Source organism: Terriglobus albidus, assembly GCF_025685425.1.
Taxonomy (GTDB): domain Bacteria; phylum Acidobacteriota; class Terriglobia; order Terriglobales; family Acidobacteriaceae; genus Terriglobus; species Terriglobus albidus.
Genome location: NZ_JAGTAS010000056.1, coordinates 276439 through 293155, shown reverse-complemented (window position 1 = coordinate 293155; position 16717 = coordinate 276439). Strand labels below are relative to the sequence as shown.

Here is a 16717-nt window from a genome sequence, read left to right as displayed (position 1 = left end):
GAGATATTACCTTTGACGAGGGGAACTCTAGTGGAACGGATACAGTATATGGCGGCTGATGAGCGTCCGGGACTGGATATACTCGTCCCATGCTGAAGAGATTGCTCACCTCTACCCTTCTCTTGATGCCGATTATGGGATTGGCTCAGCTGACTGCCCAGACTGCCATCCACCTCGACGCTGTCTCCATGAAGGAAAATCGATCCGGCAACGAACAAGGTTATCTCAGCATTCCCCCCAACGGAAACAGAATTGTCGTCACAAACTCCCCGATGTTTCGGATCATCGGTTTTGCTTTCAACAAGCAGCGGAATGATCTCATTGAGGGATTACCTGAGTGGGCTGAAGACCTGCGCTGGGATATCGAAGCGACCATCGCCGAAGAGAGTGTAACGACCTTCAGACAGATGCCATTCGAAGAGCAAAAGACAGTATTGCAGCAAATACTGAAAGAGCGGTGTGGTTTAGTCGCTCACAATGGCAAGAAAGAAGCTCCGGTTTATGCCCTCGTCCTTTCCAAATCTGGACCAAAGATAAAAGAAATCTCTCCCGCTCGCGCTGACGCGAAAAGCCCAGGATGGAACCTGACGCAGAGTACAGGCAAGATCGAGGGGCGGGGTATTCCGATGGATGCTCTCATCTACGCGCTGAGCAAAGTCGGACTCGAACGGCAGATCATCGATAGAACAGGATTGGTGGGACAATACGATATCTCGCTGACATGGACTTCTGACAATACCTTGCCGAACGCTCAAGATGGGTCGGAAAAAGATGGCGTTTCCAGAGCGTCTATCTTCACAGCCTTGCAGGATGAGCTTGGTCTGAGATTGGAAGCGATGAAAGCGGATGTTGATGCCGTAATCATCACACATATCACTCGACCTTCAACGAATTGAGATGCCCTCAGTGGGAACTATTACTGACTCTCCTCCACAATCGCGACTCCCCATGGAGCAAGATCCAACGCCCGTCCGCGGCTGATCTGTTTTCCTGAAAGAAGATCACTTCCGTTTTGATAACCGTAGCTCACTTGCTGCTTATCCTTCGAGTAGTTCAGGAAATAGTGAACCAGATGGCCATTCTGCAACGTTCCGCTGCGGACAATCATGGGGAAATGGGCGCCCGGCAGCGACTCGACACCGGCTCGTTTCACAGCATCTTCGAGGATCTTTTCAGCCGTCGCATCCGTCGGCATAAAGCCGACGTAAGTGACTTCGCCTTTGCCGTAGGTATTGCGTGTCACGGCGGCATATGCGGGCCACGACGAGTGCTTGTAGCGTGCAAGAACAGTTGCTGTTGTAGGATTCAGAAACTCCATCCACCAACGCACCTTATTGTCCTGCTCGCCGACACCGAAAGGATCACCATCCAACGTGACACCCTCCGGAATCGCGAACTCACTGTATTTCACGCCCGCAGCTTCAGAGATGCCACCAGGTTGCGCAGCATAGCGCACCTTCGTGTTCTCGTCGGAGAAGCCGCTCTTGAAGGTGTAGACCAGGTGCCCTCCCGCTTTGGCGTAGGCATTCAACTTCGCGATCTCCGCGTCACTGGCTGAGTACAGCGCAGGTACAAGGATCAACTTGTAGTCGCTCAGCGGGACCGTCGACGACGGGGAGATGAGATCCACCTCCACGTTCATGCGGTAGAGCGCATCGTAGAGCGAGCGGAGTACATTGTTGTAGCCGATGCCCCCATCTGTATTAATGCGGAATGCGTCGAAGCCATCGAGCGCTGTATTGCTCACATACATGGCGACCTGATTGTGCTTCTTCATATTGACGAGCTTGCTTCCAAGCCGCTGTAGATCGGCGCCGATGGTCTTTGCTTCTTCGTAGGTCGGGTTAGGCTGGTAGTCCTGCGTGAGCACTCCCCTCCAGTAGGTCTCGATCCCGTTGGCGGTTGTGGCCCAGTGCCAGTACTCCACCATATTCGCGCCGGAAGCGATGTGGCTGAACGCCTGCAATCGAAGCTGGCCGGGATAGGGCGTCCAATTCGGAAACCCCTGTGCCTCGGTCTCCATGAGCAGGAAGTTCTTCCCGTTCTTCATGGAACGGGCGACATCCCCGCCAAAGGCAATCCCCGCGCCGGTAAGTTTTTCCTGGCTGGGATAGTAGATATCGATCCCGGCGACATCGAGCGCCTTGGCTGCCTCCCAATGGTTTACTTCGGGCTGAACGCCGTACGAGTAGCCCTGCCAGCTTAGATCGAAGTTCTGCGTGATGAACTGTCCAGGCCGATAATGAGCGCGGACCAGACCGGCCTGCCAGGCAAGATACTCCGTCACCAGTCCCCGCTGAAATTCCGAGAACGCATTGGAGAGGCTGGCATTGATGGAGGCGTCGACCGAGGGAAAGTCCTCCCAGCGATTGATCCGGTTGCTCCAGTAATCAAGACCGAAGGCATGGTTCAGAGTGTCCAGGCTAGGGAACTTACGCTGCATCTCCTTGACGAACGCTGTCTGCACATTCGCTCCGGTATTGCCGTATGCCTTCGTTTCGTTGTCTACCTGGTATCCGATGACGGCAGGGTTGTCCTTGACGTGATCCACGAGAGCGACAATCACCCGCTCAGCCTCCCGCCGGAACTCGGGATTGGTGATGTCCATATTCTGGCGAGGGCCGTAACGGGCCTGGCCTTCCCGACGGACGACCAGGATCTCCGGATGCTGACGCGCCAGCCACGTCGGAATCGCGTAGGTCGGCGTTCCAACGATAACCTTGATCCCGCTCCGCTGCATGGCGGCAAGCGTGCGGTCGATGTGGGAGAAATCAAAGACACCGGGCTGCGGTTCCAGGGTTCCCCACGTAGACTCCGCGATGCGAACGACTGTGATGCCGGCTGCCTTCATCATCCGTGCATCTTCTTCGACGCGATCGACCGGTGTGTATTCGTCGTAATAAGCAACTCCGAAGAGGATCGTATCGGGCAGTTGTGCCATTGCCCTGGAAGCAGCCAGCCCAACCAACACAAAAAGAATCATCTTGCCGATCGAAGCAAGAAAACGTTTACTTCCCACCATCTGTATCTCCAATTCACATCGATGTTTCCGCCGTCCCATCACATCAAATCATGGCTCTTGTTGCAAGACATTTGAAATCGGATACATGCGAACTCACTGTCCCGCCCAGTGACAAAGCAAAAACAAGTCGCCCACACAGTTACAAATCGCTGACATGCAGGTGACATTGCCATGAGACCGGGTCTCTATCGTTTTTCTTGAACGAGCGAAACGAGGTATCCGAAACTGGCACGCTCCCGCAAAATCGTCTTCTTCTTCCCGTCGTTCGCAAGTACGGAAGCGACGGCGCCTTTGGGTATTCTTGCGGTTTCGACACCGTTGGAGCGCGCCGGCTACCAGATCTGTCTCGTCGATTCGACGATCACACCGGACTTCCAGAAACGGGTTCTCGAAGAGGTAAAGGACGCCCTCTGCCTCGCCGTCTCTCTGGTCACCGGACCGATGATCCGGGAGACCGTTGCGATCGCCAGAGCCGTCAAGGAATGGAAGCCGGACTTTCCGGTCGTCCTGGGTGGCTGGCATCCGTCGCTGCTGCCGCAACAGACGCTCGAAGCCGCCTGCGTGGACTACGTCGTCCGTGGCCAGGGCGAAGACGCGATGCTGGAGCTGGTGCAGCATCTCAGCAGCGGATCGGCGCCGGACCTGATCGCCGGTATCGGCTTCAAGCGCGACGGCCGCATCATCTTTACGCCAGAGAGACCGCTGCGCCCCATCGTGGAGATGCCGCCGAAGGCCTACCACCTGGCGGACTTCGACGCCTACGAGCGATCCTGCGGACGCCGCTGGGCAATGTACACCTCCAGTCTCGCCTGCCCCTTCAACTGCGCCTACTGCACCAACGGTGGCGTCTATGGCAGAAAATGGAATGCCCTCCCCCCAGAACAGTTTGTCGAAGAGACCGTGGATCTGAGCCGGCGCTATGAGCTGGAGATGATCTGGGTCGTCGATGATAACTTCCTCGTCGATCTTGACCGTGCGCGCGGCATCGCCGAAGGTCTGGTCCGCGAAAACTCGCATTACACCTGGAGTATTCAGGCAACAACGAACCTGGTAGCAAGGCTGTCACTGGAAGATATGCGTTTGCTGCGCCGGGCTGGACTGCGGCAGGTATGTCAGGGCGTCGATTCAGGATCGCCCACGATCCTGAAGGCGATGAACAAGGACTTCCAGGACTTCGACTCGATCTACGAAAGCGCAGCGCGCTGCCTGGAGGCCGGCATTCGCCCCTCCTTCAACATCATCTTTGCCTTCCCCGGCGAAGGACCGAAGGAACGCCGCGAGACTGTCGAATTCATGCTCGACGTCTGCCGCAAGTTTCCGGGCGCGGAGTTCTGGACCAACATCTTTACGCCCTACCCGGGCTCTCCGATCTTCAAGCGCACAGCGGAGATTGGCATCGAGCCGCCGACCACGCTGGAGGGCTGGGCAGACTTCTTCCCCCGTTACACCGAACTGCCCTGGCTGAAGGGTGAAGACCATAAGCGGCTTCAGGACACGCGCGAGTACCTGCGCTTGGCCTTCAACCGTATCCCCATCGCCGCCGACACGCGCCCACCGATCATCCGGTTGGCACAGAAGGCCATCTCCTTCCCGGCCCGCTGGCGTCTTGATCACGACGTGTACCGCTTTCCGGTCGACATCTGGCTGAATAACAAGCTGAAGAAACGGATTCCCAAAGGAAAACCGGCTGTGGATGCCAAGCGGCTTGCCCGCACCCCGGCGGAGGCGGCGGCATGCTGAACGTGCTGCCAGCCAGCGCCATCCGGCCGGCTCCGGTGCACAGTTCGCTATGCCCCTCGCCCGGCCGGGACAAGGTGGTGCTGTTCTATCCGCCCTACGACGGCCCCCCGCTCGGAGCTCCGCTCTGTCTTCTGGCGCTCGCCGGAGTTCTGCGTGACGCCGGTTTCAGGATCAGCATCATCGACGCCTGCATTCATAAGGACTATCTACAACGCATCGTCGCGGAGAGCGCTGACGCTGTCTGCGTTGGGATCTCTGTGCTGACGGGGCCGATGATCCGCGGGGCGATCGCCGCAGCGAAAGCACTGAAGGTTTCCCGCCCCGAACTTCCGGTGATCTTTGGAGGGTGGCATCCCTCGCTGGAACCCGCCCAGACCGTGCGCGAGCCGTACGTCGATGTCGTGGTACGTGGACAGGGAGAGCTGACCATGCTGGAACTTGCCCAGGCCTTCTCTCAGGGCAGTTCAGTTGGCCCGATCGCAGGCATTCATTGGAAACAGGACGGCGAGATCATTGAGAATCCCGAGCGCACCGTCGCTCCCATCGGCAGCTTCGCTCCGCCCGCTTACGACCTGGCGGACTTCGACGCCTATGAGCCGCTCAATGGACATCGCAAGCTGGCCTACGCCACCAGCGTGGGCTGTCCCTACGCATGCAACTACTGCACCGACATGGTGGTATACCGGCGACGCTTCAATGCCTATGACGCGGACCGGGTGGTGGGTGAGCTCGTCGATCTGGTACGCAAGTACCGGATCGACGAGGTCGCCCTGCTCGACTCGAACTTCCCGGTAGATGTAAAGCGGGCATTGGCGATCGCCCGCGGAATCGTAAACTCCGGAGTTCGCTTTCAGTGGACCTTTCAGGCCTCGACCGATTTCCTTTGCCGCATGACCCAGGATGAAGTGCAACTCCTGGCCGATAGCGGCGTAAAGGTGATGGGCTTCGGGACCGAGTCAACCTCAGCACGGGTGCTAAAGCTGATGAACAAGCGCCATCAGCGCGTGGACGAGATGTATGAGACGGCACGCAAAGCGCACGTCTCCGGCATCAAGATCAACTTCAACCTGATCTTTGGATATCCGGGGGAAACAGAAGAAGACAGGGTACTTACCTTCCAGACCATGAGTGACATCGTGGAGCGCTACAACAACGTCCAGTTCTCGCCAAACCTGTTTACCCCTTATCCCGGCATTCCCATCTGGCCTCAGCTCCGTGAGCTGGGAGTGCGGGAGCCCCAAACCCTGGAAGAGTGGATCAAGCTGCCGCTCAGCGTGAATGCCTTGCCATGGCTGCAAGGCGAGGAGCTTGAGCGCCTGAAACGGATGACAGACTACTTCCTCCTGAACGGCCAGGTTCATCGTCGACACGAAAAGGAAACCCTGAAGACAGCCGCCCTCCGCCGATTGTTCAAACAGACCGTAAGCTGGCGCGTCCGTTCAAGCCATTACGGCTTTCCCTGGGAACTCTGGGCGTCCAGACTCTCAGGACCACTTGCATCCCGCAGATCGTTGGTGACCGGTCAGGATCTTCCTGACCAGGCAGCCGCTTGTTAGCACGGAGTACCCACGATGACCGATATCCTTCTCACTCACTCCTATCACCTGGCTAACGATCCGAAGCAACTGCGGAAGATGCAGCCCTATGCCCCTTTGGGCACCCTCTATGCCGCCGCGGCTCTCCGTGATTCCGGCGTCTCGGTAACGGTCTTTGATACCACCCTGAAGAATCCGCTCCGGAGTCTAAAGACGGTCCTTAATCGAGAAAATCCAAAGGTACTAGTGATTTACGAGGATGACTTCAACTTTCTCTCGAAGATGTGTCTGCTCTCCATGCGCCAGACAGCAGAACAGATCGCACGGCTGGGAAAGGCGGCAGGAGCCGTCGTCGTGGGTCATGGCTCCGACGAGACCGACTTCGCGGAAGAGTATCTGAAGGCCGGTGTGGACTACATTCTGACTGGCGAGGCTGAGGGTACCCTTACCGAGTTATGCCATGCCCTCCTTGCGAATCAGGATCCATCCGGAATCCCGGGCCTGATCTGGAAGGATACGGCAGGTTCGCTTCACCGCAGCGGAAGCAATCCGGTTCGTAATAGCGACTGGTCCAAGATGCCGCTGCCGGCGCGTGACCTCATCGACATGGGCCTCTACCGCGATGCATGGACCGATGCTCACGGGCGCTTTTCCGCGAATGTCGTCGCCAGCCGGGGCTGTCCTTATTCCTGCAACTGGTGCGCGAAGCCGATCTCCGGCAACAAGTATCAGCTTCGCCCTGCAGCCGACGTCGCACGGGAGCTGCGCGACCTGAAGCTGTACTACGGCGCGGAACACATCTGGTTCAGCGACGATATTTTTGCCCTGAACCGGCACTGGCTGCATGACTTCGCCCGGTGGGTGCACACCTACGAGGCGGTCATTCCTTACAAGATCCAGGCGAGAGCCGATCTCCTGCGCGAGGATGTGGTTTCCTTGCTGGCGGAAAGCGGATGCGACGAGGTCTGGATGGGCGTCGAGTCAGGATCACAGAAGGTTCTGGATGCGATGGACAAACGACTTCAAGTTTCAGACGTAGTCGCGGCAACCACTCATCTCCGCACTGCCGGCATCAAGGCATGCTTCTTCCTGCAGCTTGGTTATCCGGGCGAAGGATGGCGGGAGCTGCTGGAAACAGTTGCTTTGGTCCGCGCCACGCGTCCGGATGATATCGGTGTCAGCATCTCGTACCCCCTGCCGGGAACGGTTTTCTATGAACGCGTCCAGGCCGAGCTGGCGGCAAAACGTAACTGGAAGGACAGTGACGATCTGTGCGTCATGTTCTCCGGCGCTTACTCCGACAGCTTCTATCGCACGATTCGCGATGCGCTGCACTTGGAAGTCAGCGGATGGAAGAGCGGTTCGGACCATGAGCCGCAGGTGGATGCCATGTGGAAACACATCGCCGCGCTTGAGCCGCAGGAACGGAGAGACATAGAACACATACTGCAGCCACGTTCCAGCAAGGACTCAGCAAGTTTCCTGCCGCTTCATGCACTCACACCTGCTGGAGGCGCCGTATGACTCCTGACCTGCTGTTGGCCCACGGCTACTTTCTCTACGAAGACCCCAAAGAGCTGCAGATCATGAAGCCCTATGCCCCACTGGGCATTCTTTATCTCTGCTCACATCTGCAGGCAAAGGGGTTCGATGTCGAGGTCTTCGATACGACCTTCTCGTCGAAGGCGGCCCTCATCGAACGCCTGCAGACAGGGACACCGTCAACGCTGGGCCTCTATGCCAATCTGATGACTCGTAGCAATGTAGTGGAGCTGCTGCGGATCGCACGCGAGGCTGGATGGCGAACGATCGTCGGAGGTCCGGAGCCCGGGGCCTACGCCAAAGAATATCTTGATGCCGGCGCCGAGTTTGTGGTTCTGGGCGAAGGCGAGCTGACGCTGGAAGAGTTGATGACCGCCATCCGTTCAGGCGGACTCGATCAGGTGAGCAAGATCGATGGCCTGGCCTACCTCGAAAACGGAGAGCTTCGCCAAACTCCACCGCGGGCACAGATCAAGTGCCTAGACGACCAGCCCTGGCCTGCGCGCAAGATGGTGAATATCCAGAAGTACGTGGATACCTGGCGTACACACCACGGCAAAGGTTCCGTCAACTTCATCACGGCACGCGGATGTGCCTACCGCTGCCAGTGGTGCAGTCACCAGGTCTATGGCAACACCCATCGCCGCCGCGATCCGCTGCTGGTGGTGGATGAGGTAGAGTGGCTACTCTCGGAGTACCAGCCGGACATGGTGTGGGTCTCGGACGATGTCTTTACTATCAACCACACCTGGTTACGCACCTATGCCGCCGAGATGAAGCGCCGCGGCCTTCGCATTCCGTTTGAATGCATCTCACGAGCCGACCGTCTGAATGAAGAGGCGATGGACCTGCTGGCTGAGCTGGGCTGCTTCCGCGTCTGGATCGGATCGGAGAGCGGTTCGCAGCGCATTCTGGACTCCATGCAGCGCGGCGTCAAGCTGGACCAGGTGCAGCGCGCCGTTGAACTGAGCAAGACCCACGGTATCGAGAGCGGAATGTTCCTGATGTGGGGCTACGATGGCGAAGAGATGGAAGACATCGAAGCCACCATCCAGCATGTAAGCCGGACGCAGCCGGATATCTTCTTCACTACTGTCTCCTACCCAATCAAAGGAACGCCCTACTACAAGAAGATCCAGGATGACCTGGTTCAGCTTGCACCGTGGGGCACGAGCTCTGACCGGGAGATCAAGATTCGCGGCCGCCATTCCCGCCGTTATTACAGTTTCGCTGACAAGCTGCTCCGTAGCGAAGTCGCTCTCGCGCGGATGAGCGGTACAAGCACACCCGACGAGCAGGAGGTCAGCCGCCTGGCTGAAGAGATACGCAATGCCCGGACCGGCCTGATGGATGCGGCTGCAGAGGTAGAGGCATGATTGCGGAACACCCAGCCGGCCGGGCGTTCGATACGATGGCCGACACGTATGACGACGACTTCACGCAAAGCGATGTCGGGCAGGCACAGCGTTCCGCAGTGATGAAGGATGCGTTTCGTATCTTTCCAGGCCGTAGACGGCTTCTGGAACTGAATTGCGGTACCGGCGAAGACGCTCTCCGTTTCGCAGAGAATGGCTGGAGAGTGCTGGCTCTGGATGCATCGGAGAGGATGATCGCCTGCGCCCGGGTTCGGAGGGAGAACCTTGGAGCACGAGACAATCCGCAGTTCAGGCAGGTAGCCACCGAAGACCTGAGAGAGATTGCTGGGGAGTTCGACGGCGTCTTCTCGAACTTCTCAGGCCTGAATTGCGTTCGCGATCTGGCTCCGGTCGCTCGCATGCTGGCGGAAAAGACCACGCCAGGCTCTCCGTTGCTTCTCTGTATGTCGACCCGTGTCTGCCTGTGGGAGACCGCGTGGTATCTACTGCACGCCAAGCCTGCTAAGGCTTTTCGTCGGTGGACGGGAAGACATCAGGCAATGCTGCAGGGCATGCCGGTGGACGTTTACTACCCTACGCTGAACACTCTCAAACAGGCTTTCCGTCCACACTTCAGACTCCGCGGCGTGCGGGCGATCGGACTTTTCGTGCCGCCGTCATACGTCGAATCGTGGATACAGAAACGCCCTCTTCTGCTTCGGATCTTTGTCCGGCTGGATGCGATGTTCTCCCGCTTGCCGCTGCTGCGCAAACTTGGAGATCACATGCTGTTGCACTTTGAGAAGACTGGGGAGGCTGTATGATTCTCCTCTTTCATCCTCGTGCCGTGAAACCTCGAAGCCGCCGGCTGCCTCTCGCAGTGCTTGCCCTGGCGGCCGTGCTGGAAGGTCGTGAGGAGTATGAGATCGTCGACGGCAATGTCGATGACGACCCATTGGGCACGCTGCTCAGCCTGATCGACCAGCATCGCGTGGAGTTGCTTGGTGTGTCAGTGATGCCCGGGCCGCAGATGGCTGCCGGCATGGAGGTCTGCCGCGAGATTCGCAAACTGCGGCCTCACGTTCCGATCGTCTGGGGAGGCTACTTCCCTTCCATCTATCCCGAAGCGACGCTCAATGCGAAGTACATCGACTTTGCGGTCCGCGGACAGGGGGAGGACACATTGCTCGAGCTGCTGGAGGCGCTTCGTGGACAGCGTACCTTCGACAGCATCCTAGGGCTCTCGCACAAGGACCAGTTCGGCTTCCATCGTAATAACGCCGAGCGCCCGATGAAGGGGCCGGACGCATTTCCGTGGTCACCATTCCACCGGCTTCCGGTCGAGAAGTATCTTCGTCCCTCATTTTTCGGCAAACGCACAGCGGTGCACCACGCCAGCATCGGCTGTCCCTTCAACTGCAGCTTCTGTGGCGTGCATGCTGCATACGGCAGAACCGAAAAGTTTGAGTCTCCCGCGCGTACCGAAGCGATTCTGCGTCACCTAGTCGACCGCTACGACGCCGACTCCGTCCAGTTCTACGATATGAACTTCTTTCTGAGCGAAGATCATGCCCGGGAGCTCATGGATCGCATCGCCCCTTTGAAGTTACGCTGGTGGTGCGAAGCTCGTGTCGACATTATGTCGCGTTACAGCGATGAGACCATGCAGGCCATCCGGCGTGCCGGCTGCAAGATGATCTTCTTCGGCGCCGAGTCAGGTTCAGACTGGGCGCTGAAAGAGATGCAGAAAGGCATCACCACCGAACAGACGCTGATCATGGCGCGCCGGACACGCGAGGCCGGCATCATTCCTGAATTCTCCTTCGTTGTCGGTAATCCAAAAGACCCCGAGCGCGATACCCGCGAGACGCTGGCGTTCATTCGCAAGATCAAGCGCATCAACCCTGATTCGGAGATCATCATTCAGCACTACACGCCGACACCGCAGCGCGGTTCGATGTACGGTGACGTCGACGATAAGATCAGCTTTCCAACCAGCCCGGGAGAGTGGGCCGAGAAGAAGTGGATGGATTTCACCCTCCGCATCGATACCCGCGCTCCGTGGATGAAGGACAAGACCAAACGCCTGATCGATAACTTCGAGATCGTTGTCGCTTCGCGCTGGCCGACGGTGCAGGATATTCGCGCACCGCGCTGGGGACGGTATCTGCTGCAGACGCTCAGTGCATGGCGTTATGCATTCCGTTTCTATACCGCTCCTCACGAACTGGTACTGGCGCAGCGGTTCATTGATCTTAGAAAGCCCAAACGGGAAAGCCTATGATCGCGGCTCCTGCAACTCCCGCAGTCTTTGATGAATGGGCACCGGTCTATGATGATGCCCACAACCCATTCTGCGCGTTAGAGGTAAGACTGCTTCGGCAGCTTCTGCCATCATTGCGAGAAAAGACAATCCTCGATGCCGGCTGCGGAACGGGAAGACACTTCCCGCTTCTGAGCAAGCTGCAAGCAAAGTGGATCCACGCCGTAGACTACTCTGCTCAGATGCTGGAGCTGGCGAAACAGCGGCTTCCAGAGAACGCCACAATTCACCAGGCAGACTGCACTGCGGTTCCGATCTGTGCACAGTCCATCGACGTCGTCCTCTGTTCCCTTGTTCTGGGATACGTGAGCGATCTTCCAGCTTTCTGCAATGAAATGCGGCGGTTGCTTCGACCAGGAGGCCAGATTATCCTGGCCGACATCCATCCCGATACAGCACAACGGCGAGGCTGGAATCGCTCCTTCCACCAGCATGGCGAAGAGATCACGATTGGCTGGAACCGGATCGGACTGGAAGACCTGAGAGCCATCTTTGCGGCTGAAGGGTTCCATTGCGTATGCGATCTCGAACCTGGATTTTCGGAAGCGGAGCGCGGGATCTTTGTACAGCAAGACCGGGCTTCTGCCTTCGAAGAACTGATGGAAGAGCCGGTGATGTATCTGCTTCAACTTGCGCGGGAAGACCTGAAACAAGAGCTTGCCATTAGCGGAGCACGATGCGCTCTATCGGCCTATGATGCGCTGCCGCGCACACTGACCGTGGAGAGAGGGCGTGTACGCTCTATCCTTTGCAGTTCACCTGAGCCGCAGCCACAGATATCCCTGGATGGATATCTCCTTCTTCCTGGGCTGATTAATGCGCACGATCATCTGGAGTTCGGTCTCTTTCCCAGGTTGGGAGACGGCACCTATGCGGATGCACAGGAATGGGCCGCCACAATTCAGGTGCGTTATGCCGAAGCCATTGCACTGCACCGCAGTGTCCAACGGGAGGCACGTATTCAGTGGGGAGCGTTGAGGAATCTGTTGTGCGGGGTAACAAGCGTCTGCCATCACAATCCCATCACAGGCGCGATGCGAGAGCCAGAATTCCCAGTCAGCGTGGTGGAAGAGATGCGCTGGGTGCACTCCGCGGCATTCGATTTTGCGGGGCTTCAGGAAGAAGCGTCGATCGGTTCTGGAGAGATTCTGATCGTACATGCGGCCGAGGGCGTAAGCGAACGAGCAAAACAGGAGATCGAAATACTGCGGGCGTTAGATCTGCTGCAGCCTTCGACGATTCTTGTTCACGCACTTGCTGTTACGCCGCAAATGATCACAAGCCTAATCGAAGCGGGTGTCGGTTTAATCTTCTGCCCCAGTTCCAATGAATTCCTCTTCGGAACGGTTCCAGCCGCAGCACTGATCGAGGACTTCGAAAATGCTGCCCTTGGCAGCGACTCCCCACTTACCGCCTGCGGCGATCTGCTGGACGAAGCAGCCTTCGTCATGGCGCGATACGATCTGCCGGCGGCACGGCTCTACTCCCTGCTCATGGAGAACCCAGCAACCATGTTGCGGCTGACCGATGGTCAGGGGAAGATTCAAATTGATGGCCGGGCCGATCTGATCGCCGTACCCGACCGCGGCCTCTCACCCGCAGAGACGCTCCGTCATCTGACATGGCAGGATGTTCACTTCGTGATGCGGAACGGCGTTGTCCAGCTTGTTGCGGAAGAACTCGTACACATTCTGCAGCCATCGGAGCTTTCCGCTTTCACCGGGATACAGGTCGATGGCCGGCGACGTTGGATCAGAGCAGATCTTCGTCCTGCGTTTGAAGCTGCCGCCAAGCTGCAGCAAGATGGCGTACTCCGCCTGGGAGAAAGGACGGTGGCTCTTGCCTGAGACAGCCGCAATCGCGGAGACACCGCAAATAGAGAAGCACCGCATGACGCGGATGCCGATCCTTCTGCTGCATGTGCACAGCCGCTGCAACTGCCGGTGCGCCATGTGTGACATCTGGAAACGCGAGGAGAACCAGGAGCTCGACCTCGCCGTTCTGCAAAGGCAACGTGAGTCGCTGCTCGCGCTGGGTGTAGAACAGGTCGTCTTCACCGGTGGCGAAGCATTGATGCATCGAAGGCTGCCACAGCTCACGCACTTCTTTCGTGAGATCGGAGCGAAACTAACCCTGCTTACCAGCGGGCTCCTGCTGGAGAGGCATGCTGTCCTGGTCACAGCCGAGTTCCACGAGGTTATTGTCTCTCTCGATGGCCCGCCCGAGGTTCACGATCAGATTCGCGGTGTCAAAGGCGCCTTTGCCCTGCTCTCTCGCGGAGTCCATGCACTCAAACAGCACGGTGCACTTCCGGTCAAAGCGCGCTGCACCGTTCAACACGCAAACTTCGCTCATCTGGCTGCCACCGTGGACGCCGCGATCGATGCCGGGTTGGATGGAATCTCTTTCCTGGCTGCGGATCTCTCGTCCACCGCCTTCAACCGGGAGCTGGTTTGGCCCATTGAGCGGCGCAATTCGATTCAGGTGGACGCCACCGAGCTCGAGACCCTCAAGCGTCAGTTCGATCTCGTCGCCGAAGCGCGTGAGCGGCTGGCCCCGGGGTTCTTGATCGCAGAGAACCGGAAGAAGCTGCAGCGCATTGCGGACCACTTTGCCGCAGAAGCCGGCCTGATTCCACATCGAGCTCCGGTATGCAATGCTCCCTGGGTCTCTGCTGTATGGGAGGTGGACGGGACCGTAAAACCCTGTTTCTTCCACCAGTCCATCGGCAATCTGGCACACGGAACGCTGGAAGATATCCTTCACGGCAGTAGCGCCTTTGAGTTCCGGTCGCAACTGAAGGTCGATGAGAACGAGATTTGCAAGCGTTGTGTCTGCTCTCTCAACTACCATTCATCGAACGAAAACAGCTTCTAAAGGCGCCACTTTCTGTAGGGCGAATCGACAAATAACTGGAGATTGAAAGGCTATTCAGGCTCTGTTTGGAATCTAAAATTACTATATGCCGATGGGCTCTAAAGCCTGTCAAGGCTTCCGGTTTTGCTCGCGATAAAAGGAAATCAGATCCATGGACTTCGGCGGCGCCGCACTCAACTGTCGTAGCATCGTGGTGATCTGTCCGCGATGATAGGTCCCATGATTGACCATGTGCTGCAGCATCTGCCAAAGCACGTCTGATTGATCATTACCACGCAGGTCCTGGTACTCGATCACGCGCTCTACAGCTTCCGGCCCCAATCTTGCGAGCTGTTCGCGCATCTCAGCCTCCAGTTCGGCCCATTCCTTACGAGCCGCGTGAACATCGGGAAGGCGATCCGGTTTCTGAATTCCCTGCAGCTTTTCTCCCTTCAATCGGGTGATCCAGATGCGCTCGGCAGCGCAGATATGCGCAACGGTGTCGCGTACCGAGCTGAAGCTGTTCCCCAGAGGACGTGTGAACTGCTCGGGCGTGATCGCGCTTACCGCTTCGAGCACGCGGTCGCGCGCCCAATAGTTGTAGTCGACGAGGAGATGGAGATCATCGTAGGTCATCGGGTTCAGTCTAGAACAGGATCCTCGTTGCGAATTGAATCTGACGGGATGGGTCGCTGTTCTGAATACCTGCCTGCGGCAACAGGAAGGTGCTGCCCGCGGTCGCTGTGTTTCCGTACGTCGTCGTCAGTTTCACAAAGTTATTGTGATTGAAGACGTTGGCGAACTCGGCCCGTGTCTCGACTCTCACCTTTTCAAAGAAGGAGAAAGTCCGAGTCAAAGCCAGGTCCGTCTGAGCCTGCAGCGGCCCATGGAACGAATTGCGCGAAAGCCCGATAGGACGATCACTTGCGATGCCATCCCCATCGTTGTCAACACCTGTCAGCGGATTCACCGGCAACCCACTCGCAGCGGTTGTGGTTCCGCTGAGCCGGAATGCATACGGAAGCGGCGTTTTCATTGCGGAAAACGCCCATAGATGCGGGATCCCTACGCTACACCTACAGGGAAAATGCTCTAGACGGCCTCTAGCACTGGAGCTCGCTCTCTCGCACGAGCCTTGCGCGTTCTCCACGCCACATACCGGCGAAGACTGAGCGCAAATCCTGTCCAGACGAGCAACACAGCGGTTAGGGCGGCGAGAAAGGCAACACTCTGCCCTATCCATCCGAAGATCTCGCCTGTATGGAGAAAGCGCCCATAGAGCCTCCACTGTCTACCGCGCGGAAGCTTGTCGAAGGTGTCAAACTTCGTCAGTTTGCCGTTCTTCGACAGCACAAGCTGCGTCTTCTCCTGTGGCCGCGAGCCTGATCCCTCATCGAGCGCGAAGGGAACGCTATTCGCAGCGATGGGAAAACGTACCGTCAGGCTGTTCCATTGCGGATCTGTTTCTTTCGCGAGAGGAAGAAGCTTATCCAGCAGTTCGACATTTCCGAGGTTAACCGCCTTCGGCCTCTCTTCTTTCCCCTGCGGCGACGGCGTCCCCGCCGCGCGGTAGAGCAATGCATTGACCCAGTCATAGGCCATCACCGATCCGGAGAGCGAGATCACCAATAGTGGAAGAGCTAACCAGAAACCACCAACCGTGTGCAGATTCCAGTCACGCGCACGAGCCTTGAGATCGCCGCGAATAACTAAAGCGTTTCGCAGATGTACCTTCTTCCACTGACGCGGGATCCAAAGGATCAAGCCGCTAAGAATAAGGATCGGAAATCCCAGATTGCCGGCAGTGGTAATGGAATGCAATGCCTCATAGCGGGTTCCGCCATAGGCGGCGTAGCGATGAAGGTCTCTGACGTGCGCAAAGAACGCGCGCACCCGGCTCGGTCCGTTTCCAAGCAACTCGCCGGTGCAGGCATCCACTAAGAAAACCCGGTCTGGGGCGGTCATCACCTGGGCCGGCGTGCGAGGATTCGCGAACGCCTCAAATGAGGTCGGCGGAGCGCCAATCTTTCCCTGCAGCTTTCTCAGTGATTCGCTCGGAGCGAGACACATCGCGTCCGGGAGGTGCTCTGGAACGGAAATCTTCCGCTCAGCAAACGCGATGATCTGTGGTTGGAATGCCATCAGGCTGCCGGTCGAAGCAAAGAAGCAGATCGTCAACCCAACGACGAGGCCGATAACAAGGTGAAACCAAAAGAGTACTCGTCGAAGGTTCATGCGATGTCGATCTGCCCAGGTTTTTTGGAATGAAAGGACCTGCCTCAACCCAAATAAGGATCGAAACAGTCCAATATCAATACAAATATACGACAGAAATAGTCCTGAA

Annotated in this window: 13 protein-coding genes; 9 read left to right on the top strand and 4 right to left on the bottom strand. The window is 57.6% G+C overall.

The genetic code is table 11. The features are described from left to right. Positions 1-89: 89 nt before the first annotated feature. Positions 90-896 (top strand): TIGR03435 family protein, encoded by an 807-nt coding sequence (locus OHL21_RS15780; RefSeq protein WP_263418244.1) that lies wholly within the window; start codon positions 90-92, stop codon positions 894-896. Positions 897-916: 20 nt separating this feature from the next. Here OHL21_RS15780 and OHL21_RS15775 read toward each other — a convergent pair whose 3' ends face one another. Next, positions 917-3022 carry a beta-galactosidase gene (locus tag OHL21_RS15775; protein WP_263418243.1) on the bottom strand — a complete coding sequence of 702 codons (2106 nt, stop codon included), beginning with the start codon at positions 3020-3022 and terminating at the stop codon, positions 917-919. Between the two features lie 291 nt (positions 3023-3313). Here OHL21_RS15775 and OHL21_RS15770 point away from each other — a divergent pair, with 291 nt between their 5' ends. The 8 genes from OHL21_RS15770 to OHL21_RS15735 are packed head-to-tail and all read left to right on the top strand — an operon-like array spanning position 3314 to position 14394. After that, the gene (locus OHL21_RS15770; protein WP_263418242.1) at positions 3314-4762 is read left to right on the top strand and encodes a B12-binding domain-containing radical SAM protein; all 1449 of its coding nucleotides are present in this window, start codon (positions 3314-3316) and stop codon (positions 4760-4762) included. Continuing rightward, the gene (locus OHL21_RS15765; protein ID WP_263418241.1) at positions 4756-6318 is read left to right on the top strand and encodes a B12-binding domain-containing radical SAM protein; all 1563 of its coding nucleotides are present in this window, start codon (positions 4756-4758) and stop codon (positions 6316-6318) included. The genes OHL21_RS15770 and OHL21_RS15765 overlap by 7 nt, the downstream gene beginning before the upstream one ends. Before the next feature lie 15 nt (positions 6319-6333). Further along, complete coding sequence (locus tag OHL21_RS15760; RefSeq protein ID WP_263418240.1) at positions 6334-7821, top strand: B12-binding domain-containing radical SAM protein; 1488 nt, start codon at positions 6334-6336, stop codon at positions 7819-7821. Beyond that, entirely contained in the window at positions 7818-9215 is a 1398-nt protein-coding gene (locus OHL21_RS15755) for a B12-binding domain-containing radical SAM protein (protein WP_263418239.1), read from the top strand. Before OHL21_RS15760 ends, OHL21_RS15755 begins: the two co-directional genes overlap by 4 nt. After that, positions 9212-10018 carry a class I SAM-dependent methyltransferase gene (locus OHL21_RS15750; protein ID WP_263418238.1) on the top strand — a complete coding sequence of 269 codons (807 nt, stop codon included), beginning with the start codon at positions 9212-9214 and terminating at the stop codon, positions 10016-10018. The genes OHL21_RS15755 and OHL21_RS15750 overlap by 4 nt, the downstream gene beginning before the upstream one ends. After that, the gene (locus tag OHL21_RS15745; protein WP_263418237.1) at positions 10015-11478 is read left to right on the top strand and encodes a B12-binding domain-containing radical SAM protein; all 1464 of its coding nucleotides are present in this window, start codon (positions 10015-10017) and stop codon (positions 11476-11478) included. The genes OHL21_RS15750 and OHL21_RS15745 overlap by 4 nt, the downstream gene beginning before the upstream one ends. Next, a complete protein-coding gene (locus OHL21_RS15740; RefSeq protein WP_263418236.1) occupies positions 11475-13364 on the top strand; it encodes a methyltransferase domain-containing protein in 1890 nt (629 codons plus the stop codon). Before OHL21_RS15745 ends, OHL21_RS15740 begins: the two co-directional genes overlap by 4 nt. Beyond that, entirely contained in the window at positions 13357-14394 is a 1038-nt protein-coding gene (locus tag OHL21_RS15735; protein ID WP_263418235.1) for a radical SAM protein, read from the top strand. The genes OHL21_RS15740 and OHL21_RS15735 overlap by 8 nt, the downstream gene beginning before the upstream one ends. 108 nt (positions 14395-14502) lie before the next feature. Here OHL21_RS15735 and OHL21_RS15730 read toward each other — a convergent pair whose 3' ends face one another. The 3 genes from OHL21_RS15730 to OHL21_RS15720 are packed head-to-tail and all read right to left on the bottom strand — an operon-like array spanning position 14503 to position 16608. Then, entirely contained in the window at positions 14503-15009 is a 507-nt protein-coding gene (locus OHL21_RS15730; protein WP_263418234.1) for a DinB family protein, read from the bottom strand. 10 nt (positions 15010-15019) lie between these two features. After that, the gene (locus OHL21_RS15725; protein ID WP_263418233.1) at positions 15020-15409 is read right to left on the bottom strand and encodes a M14 family metallopeptidase; all 390 of its coding nucleotides are present in this window, start codon (positions 15407-15409) and stop codon (positions 15020-15022) included. Positions 15410-15465: 56 nt separating this feature from the next. After that, positions 15466-16608 (bottom strand): PepSY-associated TM helix domain-containing protein, encoded by a 1143-nt coding sequence (locus tag OHL21_RS15720; protein WP_263418232.1) that lies wholly within the window; start codon positions 16606-16608, stop codon positions 15466-15468. Positions 16609-16717 lie beyond the last annotated feature (109 nt).